The 18,176-nt window shown below is 71.5% G+C and carries 20 protein-coding genes; 9 read left to right on the top strand and 11 right to left on the bottom strand.

Going from position 1 to position 18,176, the window contains the following annotated elements; all coding sequences use genetic code 11:
- Positions 1 to 47: 47 nt before the first annotated feature.
- Positions 48 to 917, bottom strand: coding sequence for a L,D-transpeptidase family protein (locus ACLQ2W_RS04580; RefSeq protein WP_425785340.1), 870 nt, complete (start codon positions 915 to 917; stop codon positions 48 to 50).
- A gap of 172 nt (positions 918 to 1,089) precedes the next feature.
- Here ACLQ2W_RS04580 and ACLQ2W_RS04575 point away from each other — a divergent pair, with 172 nt between their 5' ends.
- Both ACLQ2W_RS04575 and ACLQ2W_RS04570 read left to right on the top strand, forming a co-directional pair.
- On the top strand, positions 1,090 to 2,769 hold the full coding sequence (locus ACLQ2W_RS04575) for a DNA repair helicase XPB (RefSeq protein WP_425785339.1): 1,680 nt from the start codon (positions 1,090 to 1,092) through the stop codon (positions 2,767 to 2,769).
- A gap of 77 nt (positions 2,770 to 2,846) precedes the next feature.
- Entirely contained in the window at positions 2,847 to 3,140 is a 294-nt protein-coding gene (locus tag ACLQ2W_RS04570) for a hypothetical protein (protein WP_425785338.1), read from the top strand.
- Positions 3,141 to 3,207: 67 nt separating this feature from the next.
- Here ACLQ2W_RS04570 and ACLQ2W_RS04565 read toward each other — a convergent pair whose 3' ends face one another.
- The 7 genes from ACLQ2W_RS04565 to ACLQ2W_RS04535 all read right to left on the bottom strand — a co-directional run bounded on the left by ACLQ2W_RS04565 (position 3,208) and on the right by ACLQ2W_RS04535 (position 9,515).
- A complete protein-coding gene (locus ACLQ2W_RS04565; protein ID WP_425785337.1) occupies positions 3,208 to 4,173 on the bottom strand; it encodes a zinc metalloprotease in 966 nt (321 codons plus the stop codon).
- A 176-nt stretch (positions 4,174 to 4,349) separates the two neighbouring features.
- Complete coding sequence (locus ACLQ2W_RS04560; RefSeq protein ID WP_425785336.1) at positions 4,350 to 4,553, bottom strand: hypothetical protein; 204 nt, start codon at positions 4,551 to 4,553, stop codon at positions 4,350 to 4,352.
- Between the two features lie 11 nt (positions 4,554 to 4,564).
- On the bottom strand, positions 4,565 to 5,284 hold the full coding sequence (locus ACLQ2W_RS04555) for a PaeR7I family type II restriction endonuclease (protein WP_425785335.1): 720 nt from the start codon (positions 5,282 to 5,284) through the stop codon (positions 4,565 to 4,567).
- A gap of 3 nt (positions 5,285 to 5,287) precedes the next feature.
- Positions 5,288 to 6,979, bottom strand: coding sequence for an Eco57I restriction-modification methylase domain-containing protein (locus ACLQ2W_RS04550; RefSeq protein WP_425785334.1), 1,692 nt, complete (start codon positions 6,977 to 6,979; stop codon positions 5,288 to 5,290).
- 213 nt (positions 6,980 to 7,192) lie between these two features.
- A complete protein-coding gene (locus ACLQ2W_RS04545) occupies positions 7,193 to 8,053 on the bottom strand; it encodes a GNAT family N-acetyltransferase (RefSeq protein ID WP_425785333.1) in 861 nt (286 codons plus the stop codon).
- Between the two features lie 133 nt (positions 8,054 to 8,186).
- Positions 8,187 to 8,909: a TIGR03089 family protein gene (locus ACLQ2W_RS04540; protein ID WP_425785332.1), complete on the bottom strand. Its 723-nt coding sequence runs from the start codon at positions 8,907 to 8,909 to the stop codon at positions 8,187 to 8,189.
- Between the two features lie 27 nt (positions 8,910 to 8,936).
- Positions 8,937 to 9,515: a TetR/AcrR family transcriptional regulator gene (locus tag ACLQ2W_RS04535; RefSeq protein ID WP_425785331.1), complete on the bottom strand. Its 579-nt coding sequence runs from the start codon at positions 9,513 to 9,515 to the stop codon at positions 8,937 to 8,939.
- Between the two features lie 87 nt (positions 9,516 to 9,602).
- Here ACLQ2W_RS04535 and ACLQ2W_RS04530 point away from each other — a divergent pair, with 87 nt between their 5' ends.
- Together ACLQ2W_RS04530 and ACLQ2W_RS04525 are read left to right on the top strand one after the other, a co-directional pair.
- Entirely contained in the window at positions 9,603 to 9,977 is a 375-nt protein-coding gene (locus ACLQ2W_RS04530; protein ID WP_425785330.1) for a DUF4267 domain-containing protein, read from the top strand.
- A 101-nt stretch (positions 9,978 to 10,078) separates the two neighbouring features.
- The gene (locus tag ACLQ2W_RS04525) at positions 10,079 to 11,155 is read left to right on the top strand and encodes a hypothetical protein (protein ID WP_425785329.1); all 1,077 of its coding nucleotides are present in this window, start codon (positions 10,079 to 10,081) and stop codon (positions 11,153 to 11,155) included.
- Here the strand turns inward: ACLQ2W_RS04525 and ligD (ACLQ2W_RS04520) are convergent.
- Together ligD (ACLQ2W_RS04520) and ligD (ACLQ2W_RS04515) are read right to left on the bottom strand one after the other, a co-directional pair.
- Positions 11,082 to 11,996 carry a non-homologous end-joining DNA ligase gene (ligD, locus tag ACLQ2W_RS04520; RefSeq protein ID WP_425785328.1) on the bottom strand — a complete coding sequence of 305 codons (915 nt, stop codon included), beginning with the start codon at positions 11,994 to 11,996 and terminating at the stop codon, positions 11,082 to 11,084. The two genes, ACLQ2W_RS04525 and ligD (ACLQ2W_RS04520), sit on opposite strands and share 74 nt — an antisense overlap.
- Positions 11,986 to 12,924, bottom strand: a complete 939-nt coding sequence (ligD, locus tag ACLQ2W_RS04515) for a non-homologous end-joining DNA ligase (RefSeq protein WP_425786012.1) — start codon at positions 12,922 to 12,924, stop codon at positions 11,986 to 11,988. Before ligD (ACLQ2W_RS04515) ends, ligD (ACLQ2W_RS04520) begins: the two co-directional genes overlap by 11 nt.
- 87 nt (positions 12,925 to 13,011) lie before the next feature.
- Between ligD (ACLQ2W_RS04515) and ACLQ2W_RS04510 the strand changes: the two genes are divergently transcribed.
- Entirely contained in the window at positions 13,012 to 13,995 is a 984-nt protein-coding gene (locus ACLQ2W_RS04510) for a Ku protein (protein WP_425785327.1), read from the top strand.
- 55 nt (positions 13,996 to 14,050) lie between these two features.
- On the opposite strand, the gene ACLQ2W_RS04505 is transcribed toward ACLQ2W_RS04510, so the two are convergent.
- On the bottom strand, positions 14,051 to 14,443 hold the full coding sequence (locus ACLQ2W_RS04505; protein ID WP_425785326.1) for a PPOX class F420-dependent oxidoreductase: 393 nt from the start codon (positions 14,441 to 14,443) through the stop codon (positions 14,051 to 14,053).
- 188 nt (positions 14,444 to 14,631) lie between these two features.
- Here ACLQ2W_RS04505 and ACLQ2W_RS04500 point away from each other — a divergent pair, with 188 nt between their 5' ends.
- The 4 genes from ACLQ2W_RS04500 to ACLQ2W_RS04485 all read left to right on the top strand — a co-directional run bounded on the left by ACLQ2W_RS04500 (position 14,632) and on the right by ACLQ2W_RS04485 (position 18,095).
- On the top strand, positions 14,632 to 15,303 hold the full coding sequence (locus ACLQ2W_RS04500) for an FKBP-type peptidyl-prolyl cis-trans isomerase (RefSeq protein WP_281943459.1): 672 nt from the start codon (positions 14,632 to 14,634) through the stop codon (positions 15,301 to 15,303).
- 139 nt (positions 15,304 to 15,442) lie between these two features.
- Positions 15,443 to 16,291 carry an SCO6745 family protein gene (locus ACLQ2W_RS04495; protein WP_425786011.1) on the top strand — a complete coding sequence of 283 codons (849 nt, stop codon included), beginning with the start codon at positions 15,443 to 15,445 and terminating at the stop codon, positions 16,289 to 16,291.
- A 31-nt stretch (positions 16,292 to 16,322) separates the two neighbouring features.
- On the top strand, positions 16,323 to 16,979 hold the full coding sequence (locus tag ACLQ2W_RS04490) for an HAD family hydrolase (protein WP_425785325.1): 657 nt from the start codon (positions 16,323 to 16,325) through the stop codon (positions 16,977 to 16,979).
- Positions 16,980 to 17,081: 102 nt separating this feature from the next.
- Positions 17,082 to 18,095: an NADPH:quinone reductase gene (locus tag ACLQ2W_RS04485; RefSeq protein ID WP_425785324.1), complete on the top strand. Its 1,014-nt coding sequence runs from the start codon at positions 17,082 to 17,084 to the stop codon at positions 18,093 to 18,095.
- The last annotated feature ends 81 nt before the right edge of the window (positions 18,096 to 18,176 follow it).

The following is an 18,176-nucleotide window of genomic DNA, read 5'->3' as shown; positions in this document are numbered from 1 at the left end:
ACCGAACCGCGCGGACAGGGGTTAAAACCCTGATCCGGACGGTCCGGTCACGGGCGGCGGCCGAACACCACCACCCGGGTGCCGACCGAGCCCAGCTCCCAGAGGCGGACCGCGTCGCGGTGCAGCAGGTTGACGCAGCCGTGCGAGCCGATCGCGCCGTTGTGCAGGTAGGTGGTGGTCTCGTGGAAGCCGATGCCGCCGTTGAACTGTTGCCAGTACGGCAGCCACACCTCGTACGGGTTGGACCACTCGCGCAGGTTCTTCCAGCCGACCGAGTACGTGCCGGCGGGCGTGGCGTAGCCGGACATGCCGGTGCGGGTGACGGTCGGGCCCAGCACCACCTTGCCGCCGCGCATCGCAAACACGGTCTGCCGGGTCAGATCCACGCAGAACGTGAGCCGGGTGCCGGCCCGGCAGCGGGACACGTCGGTGTCGGCGAGCCGCTTCGCCACGTCGTACGTGGTGGGGCCGGCGCGACCGGAGGCCGGGCTGATGCCGTACCGGGTCTGGAACTTCTTGATCGCGACGCAGTCGGCGGCGGACTGCGCGCCGTCCACGGTCAGCGTCCCGAACCCGCCCAGCCGGCTCAGGTAGCGCTCCACAGCCCGTTGGTGCTCGCCCTGCGGGCACCCGGCGGACCGGCTCGGCTCCGGCTTGGGTTTCGGGGAGGCGGTCGCCGACGGCGACCGGGAGGGTTTCGGCGTGGCCGTCCGGCTCGGCTGCGCCGACGGGGACGTGGCCGACCGTTCGGGCGTGGGCGGCGCGCTCGCCCCCGATGCTCCCTCCGTCAGCCCGACCGGCGCGGGGGTGGTGACCCCGGCGCCCTCCGTCTGCGGATCGAGCGCGCACGCGCCGACGCCGACCAGCACGACCACCGCCAGGCCGGCGACCCGGGCGAGAAACCGGACACGCTTCATGGGCCCTCCCTGGACAGTTGTCCCGCTTGCTAGACGTGTGAGAGGAGTATGACGTTGCCTGTCCAGCGAGACTTTTTTCCGACATTCCCCGGCGTGCAACACTGGATGGTCCGCCTGCGGCAGGTCAGCCGCCGTGCGGGCAGGTTTCCGGGCCAGGCGAGGAGGACGCGGCGTGAGCGGTGGACCACTGATCGTGCAGTCGGACAAGACACTGCTGCTGGAGATCGACCACCCGGATGCGCAGGCCTGCCGGATGGCCATCGCGCCGTTCGCCGAGTTGGAGCGCTCCCCCGAGCACGTGCACACGTACCGGCTCACCCCGCTGGGGTTGTGGAACGCGCGGGCGGCCGGTCACGACGCGGAGGGCGTGGTCGACTCCCTGATCAAGTATTCGCGCTACCCGGTGCCGCACGGGCTGCTCGTCGACGTGGCCGAGACGATGGACCGGTACGGCCGGCTCCAGCTCGCCAACGACCCGGTGCACGGGTTGGTGCTGCGCGCCCTGGACCGGGTGGTGCTGATCGAGGTGGCGAAGAGCAAGAAGCTCGCCGGCATGCTCGGCGCGAAACTCGACGACGACACCATCGCGGTGCACCCGTCCGAGCGGGGCCGGCTCAAGCAGGCGCTGCTCAAGCTCGGCTGGCCGGCGGAGGATCTGGCCGGGTACGTGGACGGCGAGGCGCACCCGATCGAGCTGGCCGAGTCCGGCTCCGACGGCGGCAAGCCGTGGACGCTGCGGTCGTACCAGCGGGAGGCGGTGGAGGCGTTCTGGGCCGGCGGGTCGGGCGTGGTGGTGCTGCCCTGCGGCGCCGGCAAGACGCTGGTCGGGGCCGCGGCGATGGCGGAGGCGAAGGCGACCACGCTGATCCTGGTCACGAACACGGTGGCGGGCCGGCAGTGGAAGCGGGAGCTGATCGCCCGCACGTCGCTGACCGAGGAGGAGATCGGCGAGTACTCGGGCGAGCGCAAGGAGATCCGTCCGGTCACCATCGCCACGTACCAGGTGCTCACCTCGCGGCGCGGCGGCGCGTTCACCCACCTGGACCTGTTCGGCGCCCGCGACTGGGGCCTGGTCGTCTACGACGAGGTGCACCTGCTGCCCGCGCCGATCTTCCGCTTCACGGCGGACCTCCAGGCCCGCCGCCGGCTGGGCCTCACCGCGACGCTGGTACGCGAGGACGGCCGGGAGGGCGACGTGTTCAGCCTGATCGGCCCGAAGCGGTACGACGCGCCGTGGAAGGACATCGAGCAGCAGGGCTGGATCGCGCCGGCGGAGTGCACCGAGGTACGGGTGACGCTCACCGACGCGGAGCGGCTGGCGTACGCGACGGCGGAGGCGGAGGAGCGCTACCGGATGGCGGCGACCGCCCGCACCAAGCTGCCGGTGGTCCGCGCGCTGGTGGAGCGGCACCCGCAGGAGCAGGTGCTGGTGATCGGTGGTTTCCTCGACCAGTTGCACCAGTTGGGGGAATACCTGGACGCGCCGATCGTGCAGGGGTCCACCACGAACAAGGAACGTGAGCGGCTGTTCGACGCGTTCCGCTCCGGTGAGATCCGCACCCTGGTGATCTCGAAGGTGGGCAACTTCTCGATCGACCTGCCGGAGGCGGCGGTGGCGATCCAGGTGTCCGGCACGTTCGGGTCGCGGCAGGAGGAGGCGCAACGGCTGGGCCGGGTGCTCCGCCCGAAGGCCGACGGCCGGCAGGCGCACTTCTACACCGTGGTCTCGCGGGACACCATCGACACCGAGTACGCCGCGCACCGGCAGCGGTTCCTGGCCGAGCAGGGGTACGCGTACACGATCGTGGACGCCGACGACGTGCTCGGCCCGAAACTGCCGACGGTCGAGTAGGGCGAATCGGGTCGGCCCGGCTGTCGGTCCACAGTGGCACAATCGTGGTCGTCACTGGAACACCGGAAGGGACCCGAGTGAAACGCCGTATTCTCTCCGCACTGACGGTCGCCACCGTCGGCCTCGCCGGCGCGGCGGTGGCGCCCACGCCGGCCTCGGCTAGCGACGCGCCCGGCTTCGTCTGCAACCTCACGCAGAACACCTGGCTGCGGGCCGCGCCGCACGGCATGGTGCTGCGTACCCTGACCGCCGGGCGTGGGTTCCGCGCGCACGGGGGCTGGGCCGAGGACAACGACGCCTGGGTGTACGGCCACGGCGCCGAGGACCCGTCGCTGGACGGCTGGGTGCCGCTGGGCAACACGACCTGCTGATTCGAGCTGCTGATTCGGGCAACGGAGGGGACGGCCGAGGTGCGAGGTGGCCGTCCCCTCCCGCGCGTCAGCCCTGGCCGCTGGCGCGGAACGCGACCCAGGCGTCGCTCATCCGGTCGGCCTGGCCGGGGGTGAACATGTCCATGCAGGAGTCCTGCGTGTAGTCCATGAAGTTGTGGATCGGGTCGAGGCCGGGCGCGGTGCAGGTGTCCGCGCCGACCGGGCAGTTGAACTGCGGCGCCGCCTCACGCGGCGTGTCGGCGACGAAGTCGCCGGAGGCGGAGCAGCCGTGCGCGAAGGTGTGCTCCAGCATCAGCCAGTGCCCCACCTCGTGGGTGAGCGTGTCGCCGAGCGCGTACTTGCCGGCCGTGCCGCCCGGCATCGACTCGTCGAGCATGACCACGCCGTCGATGTAGTCGCGGCCGTTGTTGTAGCCCTTCGGGAAGTACGCCCAGCCGAGCAGCCCGCCGCCGATGTTCGCCGCGTAGACGTTGAGCGTGCGGGAGTCGCCGGTGTAGAGCGCCTTCTTCATGTCCCGCTCGTTCTTGCCCGGCTCGACCGTGTACCAGGCGCTGTTCACGGTCCAGGTGGTGTCGACGAGCGAGAAGCGGAACGGCGTGTCCGAGGCGTCGGCGGCGGTGCGGCCGGCGTACGAGTCGTTGAGCACGGTCATCTGCGCCGCGATCAGCGTGTTCCACCGGGCCTTCTCGGCCGCGCCCAGCTCGTGGTCGGAGATCATGTGGAAGACCGTCGGCACGGTGACGCTGCCGTTGGCCAGGCGCGGCACGTCCTTGATCACGCCGTACGCGTTGGCCTCGTTCTTCGAGTAGAGCTCCGGCTCCTGGGCGGTGGCGCCCTCGCGGACCCGGGCGGCGCCGTGCTGGTCCGCGCTGTGCTGGTCGGCGCCCGGCTGGCAGGCGGCGACCTGGGCGGAGGCGGTCACGGGTGCGGCCGTGGCGTGCGCGCCGCCGGTCAGGAACGTGGCGGCGGCCGTGGCCAGCACCGCCAGGTGGATTGTCGGTCTCCTGTGCATCGCTGCACCTTTCGAGAGGCAGGAAAGGAACACGGAACCGACGCGGGGTTGTCAAAGCTGCGGGTCGATGACGTCGTCGTTCCGACATAAGACCACGTCAGCGGCCTCCGCAACAGCCCTCGCCCGCCCGAGGCGGTACTGCCTCCCGACCCTTTCGAGCTGAGAGCGGAAACGACTCAACGGACCTGCTCGTCCTGGTGCGCCATGTCGGCGATCACCCCACGCAGGAGATCCTGGAGCCCTCGCAGCGCCTCGATCTCGTCGGCGTCCAGCCACGAGAGGGACAGGAACTCGGCGCAGGTGGCGACGAACTCATGGTCCTCGGCCGACCACGTGACGCGGTAGGTGAAGCGGAAAGGTCCGGGACGGGATTCGCACATCACCCGCGAGTTTAGTTTCGCTTGGGCTGCACGACGCCGAACTCCTCAGTCCGATCCATGATGGCACCGACGAATGCGGGGAAACCAACCTCAAGATCGGGCTGCCGGACCGGAGCATCGGCCTCGCGAGAGGAGGTGACGAGACAGGTTGCGTCATAGAGGCCGGCGCTGCGCAGCCGCTTGCACAGAATCGCGTAGCGATCGACGTATGAAGTCTTGGTAAAAGCGGGGTCGATCGGAAAGGTGCCGCTCCTCGGCATGCCCGGGCGGAGGGAGGCTGGCGCCTCTTCCACGAGCAATACATATCCCAGCCAAGGCCGCAGCCGACCGAGCAGTCCGTGATCGTAGGCCCGCCGCAGGTCGACCGCGCTGCCGATCGCCTCTTCGTTCCGGTTGTTGAAGTTGTTGCCGAAGGACGGACCGACGTGGGACTTCAACTCGATGGCGGCGACCAGTTCACCTTCGTGAAGCACCACCAGGTCCCACTTCTTCGTCGGCCGGAAGTAGCCAGGTAACTCGACCTTGGACTTGGAGCGAACGGCATCGCGTGGGAATCCAGCATCGAGGAACACCTGGGCAAGCAATGTGGTCAGCGCGTCGAGGTGAGCACCGCCGGTGACCGCGCCTCGCCCACCGGTATCGGTCTTGCCACCCAGCAACTTTTTCGCAGCCTGTGACTCCCGGATGTCCCAGGAGCTACGTACCGCCGCTTCCCATGAGCGCTGATCCACCGGCTACTCCCCCATCGCCTCGATTCCGTACACACGAAGCGCAACCTTCGTCGCCGCTCGTGAATCCCGTTCGTCAAAGGCGGCGGCAAGCGCGGCACAGTCAGCGGCCGAGACGTTCTCGGGCCTGGGTACACGGATCCGACGCAGGTACTGGGCCTGGAAGCGAAGGGTGCCTCCTCGCATCTTAACCGCATAAGCCTCCACAAAGGCCTGTGCCACGCCTGACAACAACAACCCGCCCAGTACCCGCAGATCCCAGACGTCGGAGACGATGTAGTACAGGTTGTGGTGAGGATAGAAGCCGCCCTCATCCAGCACCGGGTGGATCACGGTCTTCATGTCCGGAAAAAGCAGCTTTGGTCGATTGATCAGAGAATGATCGACCTTGTCGATGGTCCGGTACCATTGCGCCGGCCGCCTGCCCGCCACGTGTCGGCCTTTGAGGGCCGCCGCGTGCCGTTGGTAGTACTCCCGCAGTCGCGGCAGCGAAGCCAAGTCGACGAGGGCGCCCTCCGCGTCCCAAGGGTTCACCAGATAGTGACCCGACCAGGAAAAAGTCCCCGAAGTAGTGTCCTTGACCATGGACAACGGCAGCAGTCGCCGTGGCTCGACGTCGGCATGCGTGGTGACAAAGACCTTGTCAGCGCCCGTCGCCACACCGATGCCGACCCGAGTTCCGGTGCTCTGATCCTCCAGCGGGGGGAACCGGTCGTTCAATGTCTCGATCAGCGCGATCCTCGATGGTGAGCCAGCCGGCCAGGACTCGCCCCCGGGAAACCAGTGGGGCAACCGGGCCACCTCGAAACTGCCGTTCGCCGCGGTCCGCTGTTCCGTAGCGTGGATCAACTCCACCAGTTCTGGTGCGTCCTGTGGCCCGAAGCCTCGTCGCGTATCCGCGACCATGGCGGCACCCTGCTGGGCTCGGCGCAGCACAGTGACGGCCGGATACGCCGACACCTGCTCCTCGAACGCATCGACATCATGCATGCTGATGGTGGCGTCGACGCTGTAACCCGCGGCGACGAACTCTCGCAACTGACGCCCGTACTGGTTGCGCATCCAACGGTCCGCACAGATGAACGCGAGGACTCCTCCTACGCGCAGGGATCGCAGCGCGCGTTCGTAGAAGCCGACGTAGAGATCCGACCGACCCGTCATGGTGGGGCAGGCTGCTCGGTAGGCCTGCATGCGGTCCGGAGGCACATCCTCAAGACGGACGTAGGGCGGATTACCTACGACGAAGTCGACCCCAGTCGGCACATGCGGGTCGAGCAGAAAGTCACCTTGGCGCACCCACGCCGTTGTCGCCTCGCGCGCTTCGGGAAGCGACCAACCCTCATCAACCAGCACGTTCCGGATGAGCGCCCTACTGGTAGCCACGTTCGGGGCGAGCAGGTCGAAGGCGCGCAGAGCTGACTTGGCGTCGAGGAGCGGTCGGTCGTGCTTACGGCACGAGGCGCTGAGGCGGGACGCCATCACCGCCAGGAAGGCGCCGCCGCCACACGCCGGCTCGACCGCCACCAGCTCAGCAAGATCACGGTCGGCGGTGTACCCAGCAAGGTCGAGGATCAACTCGACAACCCAACGACGGGTGAATACCTCGCCGTGTTCGACCGACTCCGCAGGGATGGCCGTCAGGAACGGCACCGTCTCGCCTGACACAAGCTGCCGCGTCTGTGCTGCTACCGCCTTCACTCGACGAGCATAGGGCAGCGGAATGCCCACAACTCGGCCCCGCACGCGGTCAGAACCGATCCATCACGACCGTCTCAGCCGGCAGCGACGTGGGTACACGGCAACAAAGACGCCCCGACCGGGGCGGCCCACCAACACGCCCAGCAGACCGCTCGCCCACTTGCCGTTCGTTGACGTCGTCGACAATTCACACCGTCCACGTCGGGTCGTCTGTCATCGGCGCAGGTAGCGGGCGCGACGGCCAGCCTCGCGGAAGCCGAGCCGGCGGTAAAGCCCGGCCGCCGGGTTGTCGTCGTTGACGCAGAGCCACGCGGCGTCCGCGCCCGCCTCGGCGAGCCCGCGCAGCACGCGAGCCACCAGGTACGCGCCGACCCGCCGGCCGCGCCAGCCGGGCACCACGCCGACCTGGTCGATCCAGGTGTCGAGCACGGTGACGAAGCCGACCGCGCCGCCGTCCGGCCCACGCGCGACCATCGACAGCTCCGGTCGGTAGCCCTCGTCGTCGCGCAGGTCACCCAGCCACTCCTCGACCGCCGGCTCGACAAAGCCGGGCCGGTCGGCGAACGACACGCGGTAGATGCCGAACAGCTCCGGGCCGAGCGTGGCCGGCTCCAGCGTGACGCCGTCCGGCGCGACCACGTCGGGCGGCGCGTCGAGGTCGTGCCGCAGCACCCGTTCCAGGAACGTCCGCCGCAGTCCGCGCGCGTCGAACAGCGCCTCCGCGTCGGCGGTCCACGTCTCGGTGGTGAGCAGCAGACCCGCGTCGCCGGCCTGCTCGCCGGCCCAGTCCAGCAGCCGGGAGCCGATCCCCCGCCCCCGCCACGCCGGATGCACCAGGCCGGTGGCGGTGGCCGGCGTCCGTCCGGTGCCGACCCCGACGGCCGCGACCGGGCCGCCGTCGTGCCAGGCGCCGAGGGTACGCGTCTGAAGCAGCCGCGCCCGCACCAGCGGAGTACGCGCGAACAGCGGCAACCCGCCGTCGACAGCGAGGCACGCCTCGACCAGCCCGGTCAACGCGGCGAGGTCACTCTCCCCATAAGCCCGCCAGACCAGCCCGTCCCCCCGCACCACCATGCACCCCTCCCGACAGCGTTGATCTTGCAGTTTACGCCCCGGCGGAAGCCACGAAAACGGCATTTCCCGGACCACAACTGCAAGATCCGCGCGAGGGCGCGGGAGGGACGGGAGGGAGGGCGTGGGGGCGGGGTCAGAGGCGGCGGGTGTGGGGTGGGGCGGGGTGGGTGGGGTTGGCGTGGATCACGAGGGTGGCGCGGGCGGCGAGCGGGGCGAGCAGCCACTTCAAGGGCTGTTCGTGTTCGACCGGGTCGACCAGGAGGCGGTCGCCGGGGCGCAGGTCGAGCTGGGCGGCGATCTCCGCGGCCAGCCGCCGCCACGCGCCGAAGCTGGTGCCGTCCGGGGTGGCCGGGTCGGCCGGGTCCACGGCCGTGTAGTCCGGCGGGTCGGCGGGGTGCCGCAGCACCTCGGTCGACCAGTCCAGCCAGCCCGGCGGCACCTCGTCGGCCGGGCCGGGACGGACGCCGACGAGGTAGCGGTGGGTCCCCTCGGGCAAGTCCTCCAGCCAGTCGTCCAGGCGCTCCGGGGTCACGAACACCGCGTCGAAGGGCCGGTCCGCGCCCGGCTCCAGCGCCGGCAACCCGGCCAGCGCCCGGGGCCGGAAGGACACCGTCAGCCCGACCGACCACGCGCCGAGCAGCACCGCCGCGGTACGCCAGTGCGGCGGCAGCAGCACCGCCACCCGGTCACCGGGGCGCAGCCCACAGCCGTCCCGCAGCAGCCCGGCGCTGCGGGCGACCCACGCGCCGAGCTGCGACGCGGTCAGGTCGGTGCGTTCGCCGGTGGCGTCGTCGAGGTAGCTGAGCAGCGGCTCGTCGGTGGCGACGGAAGCGGGTGCGGGTGCGTGGGTGGCCATCGGATGTGCTCCTCCCGGGCGGCCGGCTCAGCCTAGCGGGGCGAACCGGTCTACCAGGAGCGCCAGCCGACGTTCGTGTTCGGCCCGCCGCAGCCGACCGTCGCGCATCAACGTGACCAGGCCGTGCAGCCCGCTCCAGAACGTCTCGGTGAAGGTCTCCAGGTCGTCGCCACCGGCGAACGGACGCAGGGTTTCGGCCAGCTCGGCGAAGGCTCTGGCCAGCTCGACCGGGGCATCCTGGCTGGCGAAGGAGAGGGCGACGGGGAGCCTGAAGATCGCGTCGTAGAGCGCGGGCCGACGTTCGGCGAATGCGGCGTACGCCGTAGCGATGCCGGCCACCGCCTGCCGGGGGTCGGCCGCGGCGGCGCGGGCGGCGGCGAGTTCGGCGGCCATCTCGCCGCAGCCTTCCACGGCGACCGCCGCCATGATGGCGTCCTTGCCCGTGAAGTGGCTGTAGAGGACGGGCTGGCTGTACTCGATCTCGGCGGCGAGCCGGCGGGTGGTGACCGCGTCCCAGCCCTCCGACTCGGCCAGTTCCCGGGCGGCGGCGACGATGGCCCGCTCGCGCTCCGCCCGCTCCCGCTCTCGGCGCGCCTGGATGGACATGACCGCAACCCTAGCACTGCTAGGCAATCTAACGATGCTCTGCTAGCTTCGCTCTTATCCCTAGCAGCGCTAGATTCGGAGTCGACCATGCTCAATCTCCTCGCCTACGGGCTCGCCGTCGTCCTCAGCCTGTTCATCGTCTTCATCGGCGTCCGCTTCCTGACGACGCCCCGGAACGCCGCCGCCGGCTACGGCGTTCCGGCGTCGACGGGTGGGCCCGAATCCGCCTACCTGACCGTCAAGGGCGTCCGCGACCTCACCTACGGCCTGGTGGGACTCGCCCTGATCGCCTTCACCAGCGCCGACGCCGTCGCCTGGTTCATGCTTGTCGTCGCGCTCGCCCCCCTGGGCGACACCGTCATCGTGCTGCGGCACGGCGGCACCCGGGCCGTCGCCTTCGGCATCCACTTCGCCACCGCGCTGGTCATCCTCCTCGACGCCGCCCTGCTGTTCGCGCTCTAGCCGAGCCGCCGCCCCTCGGGTCCGTGACCGTCGACTTTGGTCACGGACCCCTCGGCCGATGGCCGTATCGACGGGCCGGCCGGCTGCGGCACGGTGCGGGCATGACGACCGAACCCCTGCGCCGTCGGCTCACGCCGGCCGTCGCGTTGCTGCTGCTCGCGCCCTGGACCGCCGAGTGCTCCTGGGGCGGATTCACGCTCGCCGGCATGCCGTTCGTGGTGCTGGTGCTCGCCCCGATGTACGGCGGGGCCGCGCTCTTGATCCGGGAGACCGCCCGGCGGCTCGGACTGGGCTGGCAGGGGATCGTGCTGCTCGCCGCCGCCTTCGGCGTGGTCCAGGCCGGCCTGGTCGACCAGTCGCTGTTCAATCCGGACTACCTCGACGACACCCAGTTCGCCGACGCCCGCACCGCCGCCGAGGCGACGCTGGTGCCCGGCCTCGGGTTCAGCGCCCGGCAGGCGGTCGACTACGTGGGCAACCACGTCGCCTTGACCATCTGCGCGTCGATCGCGCTCGTCGAGTCGTACCTCGGGGTGGGTCGCCGGTCGCGGACCTGGCTGGGTCGTCCGGGCCTGGTGGTGGCCGCGCTGCTCTGGCTCGGCGGCAGCCTGCTGGTCTTCGCCGACGACGGCGGGCGCAAGGGCTTCCTGGCCTCGCCGGTCCAGCTCACGGTCGCCGCCGGCGTGGCGCTGACCCTGATCGCCGCCGCGCTGCTGCGCGTCCGACACGCCGCCGACGCGCGCATCGACCCGGCCGCCGGCACGCCCGTCGACCGGACCGCCAAAACCGCGCCGCGGCCCATCTGGGCGGGGCTGGTGGTGCTGGTCGCCTACGCCGGGGCCGGAGCCGTGCCGGGGTGGACCGGGATCGGCGTCGCGCTCGCGCTCGCCGTGGTCCCCGCCGTCCTGCTGACGCGCTGGTCCCGACAGGCCGGCTGGGGGCAGCGCCACGTGCTCGCCGCCGGCTCGGCCGCCGTGGTCGTCGCGGCCGTCTTCGCGTACGGCGTGCCGACCTACACCCCGGCGGGCCCGGTGGCCGACCTGGTGGGCGACGTGGCGATCAGCGTGATCGTGCTGCTGCTGGTCGGCGGCGCGTGGTGGCGGGTCAGCGGGCGGGCAGCTCGGGACCGCCGTCGAGCAGCGGCGCCAGCAGATCGCCCTGCTTCGCCACCCGCCTGAGCACCTCGGTGGCCGTGTAGGGCCGCGTCGCCGGCCGTTTCCCGGCCGCACCGGCCGCCACCTCGTCCCAGGTCAGCGGCGTGGAGGCGGCCGGTACGGGCTGGGCGCGCAGCGAGTACGGCGCCACGGTCGTCTTCGCCGCGTTGTTCTGGCTCCAGTCGATGAAGATCTTGCCGGGGCGCAGGTTCTTCGCCATCTTCGACACGATCAGCTTCGGGTGCGCCTGCTCCAGTTCCTGCGCGATCCGCTTGGCGTAGCCGGAGACGACGTCGGCGTCCTGGGTGCCGGCGATCGGGCAGCAGAGCTGCATGCCCTTCTTCCCGGACGTCTTCGGGTACGCGTCGATCCCGTCGTCAGCCAGCCGGTCGCGCATCAGCAGCGCCACCTGGCAGCACTGTCGCAGCGCCGCCGGGGCGCCCGGATCCAGGTCGACCACCATCATGTCCGGGTGTTCGCCGACCTTCCACTGCGGCGTGTGCAGCTCCAGCGCGGCCAGGTTCGCCAGCCAGACCAGCGTGGGCAACTCGTCGCAGACCACGAAGTCGATGGTCTCCCGCCCCTTGGTCGACCCGGGGACGGGCAGGTTCTCGGTGCGTACCCAACCGGGGGTCGCGGCCGGTGCGTTCTTCTCGAAGAACGAGCCGCCGTCGACGCCGTTGGGGAAGCGGATCCGGGTGAGCGCGCGGTCGCGCAGGTGCGGCAGCAGCACCGGGGCGATCCGGGTGTAGTAGTCGATCACCTCGCCCTTGGTGAAGCCGGCCTGCGGGAAGAGCACCTTGTCCAGGTTGGACAGCTCCAGGGAGCGCCCCTCGACCTCGACCTTGAACCGATCAGCCGGCATCCTCGACCTCCTCGGGCGGCTTGTCCGGGCGCAGGCGCAGGACCCGGGGGAAGCGCAGCCGCCCGTCCGGGGTGCGTTGGCCGTACTTGACCTCCACCACCACCCGGGGTGATACCCAGATCGCTCCGCGCGCATCCTCGCGCGGCACGTCCCCGGCGAACGGCGACGCGCCGGCGCGCAGTGGCTCCAGCTCGCGCAGCAGTTCCCGTTCGACGGCCGCGCCGATGCCGCCGCCGACCCGCCCCCGGTAGACCAGCCGCCCGTCCGGGCCGGGCACGCCGACCAGCAGCCCGCCGACCCGGCGTGCGCCCGGCCGCCAGCCGCCGACCACGAAGTCGCCGGTGACCTCCAGTTTGACCTTCACCCAGTCCGGCGAGCGCACCCCGGGCCGGTAGGCCGAGTCGGCCCGCTTGGCCAGCACGCCCTCCAGCCCGTGCTCACCGGCCGCCGCGTAGGTGGCCGGCCCGTCGGTGAAGACCGGCGGCACCGCCCACCGGGCGGCGCCGAGCCCGAGCGCCTCCAGTGCCGCCCGCCGCTCGTGCCAGGGCCGGGTGGTCAGGTCCACGCCGTCGAGCCGCAGCAGGTCGAAGATCATGTACGTCACCGGGGCGGTCGCCGCCAGCCGTGCCGCCTTGGCCGGGTTGCGCACGTGCATCCGCTCGGCCAGCGCGGTGAACGACGGCTGCCCGTCCGTGAAGATCACCACCTCGCCGTCGAGCAGCGCGTCGTCGACCTGCTCGGCCAGGTTGAGCAGTTCCGGGTACGCGGTGGTGATCTCGACGCCGGAGCGGGCGTAGAAGTGCCGGTCGCCGTGGGAGATGTCGGCGAGCGCGCGGATGCCGTCCCACTTGAACTCGTACGCCCATGCGGCACCGGCCGGGAGCTGCCCGGTCATCGCGAGCATCGGCTTCAACGGCGCGCCGGGCACCTCCTGACTGTAGTAGGGCACGGAAGGGCGTGCGTGCCGTTCGATCGTTTGGGATTCTGGTCTACAACCGGGGAGAGGAGCGCGGGAATGCGGGCCATCTGGAAAGGAGCGGTGTCGTTCGGCCTGGTGTCGATCGGGGTGAAGGTCTACTCGGCAACCGAGGAGAAGGACATCCGGTTCCATCAGGTGCACCGCGAGGACGGCGGCCGTATCCGTTACAAGCGCACCTGCTCGGTCTGCGGCGAGGAGGTCACCTACGACGACATCGCCAAGGGCTACGACCTCGGCGGCGGCGAGATGGTCATCCTGACCGACGAGGACTTCGCCGAACTACCGCTGAGCACCTCGCACGCGATCGACGTGCTGGAGTTCGTGCCGGCCGAGCAGGTCGACCCGATCCTCTACAACAAGGCGTATTTCCTCGAGCCGGAGGGCACCGCCACCAAGCCGTACGTGCTGCTGCGGGACGCGCTGACCGACTCGGAGCGGGTGGCGATCGTCAAGGTGGCGCTGCGCCAGCGGGAGCAGTTGGCGACGCTGCGGGTCCGCGAGGGTGTGCTGCTGCTCAACACGATGCTCTGGCCGGACGAGATCCGTCAGCCCGACTTCGGCTTCCTGGACGAGGACCTGAAGGTCCGCCCGCCGGAGCTGGCGATGGCCAGCTCGTTGATCGACTCGATGGCCGGCGAGTTCGAGCCGGACGCCTTCACCGACGACTACCGGGCCGCGTTGCAGGAGGTCATCGACGCGAAGGTGGAGGGCCGCGAGGTGGTGCAGCCGGAGGAGGAAGAGGCCGCGCCGGCCGCCGCGGTGGACCTGATGGCCGCGTTGAAGGCGTCCGTCGAGCGGGCCCGGGCGGCCCGGGGCGAGGCGCCGTCCGGCGGCGGGGCCGAGCCGACCCCGATCTCGTCGGCCCGCTCCGCGAAGAAGACCGCCGCGAAGAAGGCCCCGGCCAAGAAGGCCGAACCGGCGAAGAAGGCCACCCCGGCGAAGAAGACCGCCGCGAAGAAGACGGCGGCGAAGAAGGCCGAGCCGGCGAAGAAGACCGCCGCCAAGAAGAAGCCCGCCTGAGGAGTAAGGAAGGGGCCCCGCTTAACGTATTCGGTATAGGCGGGGCCCCCGCTTATCACCCGCGGCCGAGCTTCTCCGTCGGGGTGACGCGGACGATGACGCGCTCCTCGCCCGCGCGCCGCCACGGGTAGGTGTCCTGGCCGAGATACTTCTTCGCCATCCGGTCGATGTGCTCGTCGGCGCCCTCGGTGACGAACTCGACAGTGCCCTTCACCCAGAGCGTGCGGTAGTCGTCCGCCTTGTCGACCACCGACACCGCGACGACCGGGTTGCGGGACATGTTGAGGTACTTCTGCCGGCCCTTGGCGGTGTTGAACACGATGTGCTCCCCGTCGGTGTCCACCCAGACCGGGGTGACGTGCGGGGTGCCGTCGGACTCGATGGTGGCCACGTGCGCGAGCTGCGGCTCGCCGAGCAGGGCCAGGTCTTCTTCGGTGAGGATCGCCATGTCCGAGAACGTACCCGCTCGGTGTCCGGTCCGGCCCGGGGTGTGAAGAAGGGGCCCCGCCTATACCGAATGCGTTAAGAAGGGCCCCCGCCTTTCGTCGCTGTGGGGGTGCGGGCGGGTACCGTGTGCGCTGGCCTCGGCGGCGGCCCGCCGGGGGCGTACCCACCCCCCACCTGCAGGGAGTCGACGTGAGCGAGCGTGTGGAGAACCGGTCGGAGGACCAGGCCGCCCCGGCCACCAAGGCCGGAAGGCGGCTGGCCGCCCAGTTGGCCGAGAAGAAGGCCGCCGAGGCGCGCCGGCGCCGGCAGTCGATGCTGGGCGCGGCCGCCGGTGTGCTCGCCGTGGTGGCCCTGGTCGGTGGTCTCGTCTGGCTGAACAGCGGGGACGACGACAAGCCGGCCACCACCGCCTCCTCGGCCAGCCCCAGCGCCCCCGCCGACCAGGCGGAGCCCACCGCGCCGCCCGCGCCGGAGCTGCCCGCCAACGTCGACCCGGCGCTGAAGACCAAGCCGGCGGTCAAGGCCGGCTCCGGTGAGCTGAAGAAGCTGACCGTCACCACGCTGGTCAAGGGCAAGGGGCCGGCGGTGAAGGCCGGGCAGACGATCACCACGAACTACGTGGGCGTCTTCTACAAGGACGGGAAGCAGTTCGACGCGTCCTGGGACAACGGCCAGCCGGCCACCTTCCAGATCGGCGTGGGCCAGGTCATCAAGGGCTGGGACCAGGGCCTGGTCGGCGTGCCGGTGGGCAGCCGCGTGCAGCTCGACCTCCCGGCCGACCTGGCATACGGCGACAAGGCCGAAGGCGGTCGTCCGGCCGGGCCGCTGCGCTTCGTCGTCGACGTGCTGGCTGCGCAGTAGATCACTCCAGGCTTCCGTCCGGTCACCCAACGGCAGTAGGTTCGTGGTCACCGCGGGCGGTCCGTCCGTCCGCGGTGACCTGACCACCGACGCGGAGGTGCACGTGGCGGCGCTTGACGACCCCGGGCTGGCCCGGCAGATGTGGACGCTGTTCGAGCCGGTCCACGCGGTGACCTACTTCCACCCGCGCGCCCGCTCCGCGTTCGAGGCGGTCGGGCTGCGCGGCTACTGGCGCGGCTACTTCGCCGGCCGGGCCGCGCCGCTCGGGCCGGTCGACGCCCCGACGGTGACGGCCGCGTTCTTCAGCTTCGCGCCGCCGATGGTGGCCCGCGCGTTGCCCTCGGTGTGGCGGCTGGCCACCCCCGAGGAGGCGCTGCGCGCCCGGCTCACCGGCGCGGTGCAGGCGCTCGCCGAGTTCACCTACGAGCTGCCCGAGTCGCACCTGGTCGAGGCCGCCGAGCTGCTGGAGGCGGCGGCCGACCGGGTGGACACCGCCGGGCGGGTGCTCGGCGCGGTCAACGCCGCCCTGCCGCGCGGGGAGTACCCGCTGGCCCGGCTCTGGCAGGCCGCCGCCACGCTGCGCGAGCACCGGGGCGACGGGCACGTGGCCGCGCTGGTCGGCACCGGGCTGGAGCCGGTCGAGGTGGTGGCCTGGCGGTGCCGGGTCGACCAGTCGCGCGAGTTCCACCAGCCGGCCCGGGGCTGGACCGACGAGGAGTGGTCCGCCGCCGAGGAGCGGCTGGTCGAGAAGGGCTGGCTGACCGCCGACCGGGGGCCGACCCCGCAGGCCACCGCCACCTTCCGGGCCGTCGAGGAGGCCACCGACCGGGCCGCGGCGGGCCCGTGGCGCGCGCTGGGCGCGGAGCGTACGGAACGGCTGCGGGAGCTGCTCGAACCGGTCTCTACGCGCTGCCGCACGATCATCCCGGCGCAGGCCCCGATCGGGTTGCCGGCGCAGCGTTCGGTCGGGGCGACGCGGCCGGGGTGAGCCGGGCCGCCGGCTGGGGCAGGATGGCGGCATGGTGGACGCGGTGCTCTTCGACCTGGACGGCGTGATCGTGGACTCGGAGCCGGTCTGGGAGGAGGTCCGCCGGGCGTACGTGGCCGAGCACGGAGGCGTCTGGCAGCCGGACACCCAGCGCCGGCTGATGGGCATGAGCACCGGCGAGTGGGCCGCCTACCTGAGCGGTGAGCTGGGCGTCGACCGGTCGGCCGAGCAGGTCGCCGACGAGGTGGTGGCGGAGATGACCCGGCGGTACGCGCAGCGCGTACCGCTGATCGACGACGCCGACGCGGTGGTGCGCCGGACGGCCGCGCGGTGGCCGCTGGGGTTGGCCAGTTCCTCGCCGACCCGGCTGATCGCGGCGGCGCTGGAGGCGACGGGCCTGGTCGACGCGTTCGGCGCGACGCTGTCGACGGAGGAGACCGCCCGGGGCAAGCCGGCGCCGGACGTCTGGCTGGCGGTGGCGGCCCGGTTGGGCGTCGACCCGGCCCGGTGCGTGGCGGTGGAGGACTCGTCCAACGGCGTCCGGTCGGCGGCGGCAGCCGGGTGCCGGGTGGTGGCGGTGCCGCACCTGTCGTACCCGCTGGATCCGGACGCCGAGGCGCTCGCCGCCGTGCGGCTGCCGTCGATCGGCGCGCTCACCCCGGAACTGCTGGCGGGGTTGGGGTGTTAAGCGGGGCCCCTTCCTCTACCGGAGGCGTTAACAGGGGGCCCCGCCTTACATGTTCGCCTTGAGTTCGGGTAGCGCATCGGCGACGACGGCGGAGGGACGGCGATGAGGGCGATCGTGTACGAGCGCAGCGGGGACGCCTCCGTGCTCCAGGTGGCGGAGCGGCCGGTGCCGGAGCCCGGCCCGGGTGAGGTGCTGGTGCGGATGGCGGTCTCGGGGGTGAACCCGACGGACTGGAAGGCGCGCGAGGCGTGGCCGCTGCCGGCCGGCTGGCAGATCCCGCACCAGGACGGCGCCGGGGTGGTGGAGGCGGTCGGCGAGGGCGTGGACCGGATCCTGATCGGCGAGCGGGTCTGGCTGTGGGAGGCGGCCTGGCAGCGCCCGTGGGGCACCGCGGCGGAGTACACGGTGGTCCCGGTCCGACACGCGGTGCCGCTCGGTTCGGCCTCGTTCGATCTGGGTGCGGCGCTGGGCATCCCGTTCATGACCGCGCACCGCTGCCTGACCGTCGGCGAGTTCATGCCGGACACGCTGCACGCCGGTGCGTTGAGCGACCACGTGGTGCTGGTGCAGGGCGGGGCGGGCGCGGTGGGCAACGCGGCGATCCAGCTCGCCCGCTGGGCCGACGCCTGCGTGATCACCACGGTGAGCACCCCGGAGAAGGCGCAGCTCGCCGCTGCGGCCGGGGCCGACTTCGTGATCAACTATCGGGAGCAGGACGTGGTCGAGGAGGTCCGCAAGGTCGCGCCCGACGGGGTGCACACGATCGTCGAGGTCTCCGCCGCCCGCAACGCCGCCGCCGACGTGCGGATGCTGCGTACCGGCGGCGCGGTCTGCGTCTACGCCGACGACGGCGGCGACGAGGTGACGTTGCCGATCCGGCCGTTGATGGGGCCGAACGCGCGCTGGCAGTTCGTGCTGGTCTACACCGCGCCGAAGGTGGCCAAGGCGCAGGCGGTGACCGACATCGCGGCGGCGGTGGCGCAGGGCGCGATCCGGGTCGGCGCGGAGGCCGGGCTGCCGCTGCACCGGTACCCGCTGGCGGAGACCGCGTCGGCGCAGCAGGCGGTGCGGGACGGCGCGGTGGGCAAGGTGCTGGTCAGCACCGCCGAGGAGTAGGGGATTTCCCCGACACCGGGACAGAGGCGAACAAGTTTCGCAACAATGGCGGTGCGGGTCACCCCGTAACGGACGGGCGGC

The organism is Micromonospora sp. DT227 (genome assembly GCF_049841835.1).
In the GTDB taxonomy this organism is placed as follows: Bacteria; Actinomycetota; Actinomycetes; order Mycobacteriales; family Micromonosporaceae; genus Micromonospora.
Note: the sequence above shows the minus strand (reverse complement) of the source record. Positions and strands in the feature narration are given on the sequence as shown.

Coding starts and splice junctions, on each gene's coding strand:
- ACLQ2W_RS04540 (WP_425785332.1), bottom strand. CDS start 8,909: ATGGCCACCCACGCACCCGCACCCGCTTCCGTCGCCACCGACGAGCCG.
- ACLQ2W_RS04525 (WP_425785329.1), top strand. CDS start 10,079: ATGACGACCGAACCCCTGCGCCGTCGGCTCACGCCGGCCGTCGCGTTG.
- ACLQ2W_RS04490 (WP_425785325.1), top strand. CDS start 16,323: ATGGTGGACGCGGTGCTCTTCGACCTGGACGGCGTGATCGTGGACTCG.
- ACLQ2W_RS04510 (WP_425785327.1), top strand. CDS start 13,012: ATGCGGGCCATCTGGAAAGGAGCGGTGTCGTTCGGCCTGGTGTCGATC.
- ACLQ2W_RS04580 (WP_425785340.1), bottom strand. CDS start 917: ATGAAGCGTGTCCGGTTTCTCGCCCGGGTCGCCGGCCTGGCGGTGGTC.
- ACLQ2W_RS04495 (WP_425786011.1), top strand. CDS start 15,443: ATGTGGACGCTGTTCGAGCCGGTCCACGCGGTGACCTACTTCCACCCG.
- ACLQ2W_RS04560 (WP_425785336.1), bottom strand. CDS start 4,553: ATGTGCGAATCCCGTCCCGGACCTTTCCGCTTCACCTACCGCGTCACG.
- ACLQ2W_RS04485 (WP_425785324.1), top strand. CDS start 17,082: ATGAGGGCGATCGTGTACGAGCGCAGCGGGGACGCCTCCGTGCTCCAG.
- ligD (WP_425785328.1), bottom strand. CDS start 11,996: ATGCCGGCTGATCGGTTCAAGGTCGAGGTCGAGGGGCGCTCCCTGGAG.
- ACLQ2W_RS04505 (WP_425785326.1), bottom strand. CDS start 14,443: ATGGCGATCCTCACCGAAGAAGACCTGGCCCTGCTCGGCGAGCCGCAG.
- ACLQ2W_RS04545 (WP_425785333.1), bottom strand. CDS start 8,053: ATGGTGGTGCGGGGGGACGGGCTGGTCTGGCGGGCTTATGGGGAGAGT.
- ACLQ2W_RS04535 (WP_425785331.1), bottom strand. CDS start 9,515: ATGTCCATCCAGGCGCGCCGAGAGCGGGAGCGGGCGGAGCGCGAGCGG.
- ACLQ2W_RS04565 (WP_425785337.1), bottom strand. CDS start 4,173: ATGCACAGGAGACCGACAATCCACCTGGCGGTGCTGGCCACGGCCGCC.
- ACLQ2W_RS04530 (WP_425785330.1), top strand. CDS start 9,603: ATGCTCAATCTCCTCGCCTACGGGCTCGCCGTCGTCCTCAGCCTGTTC.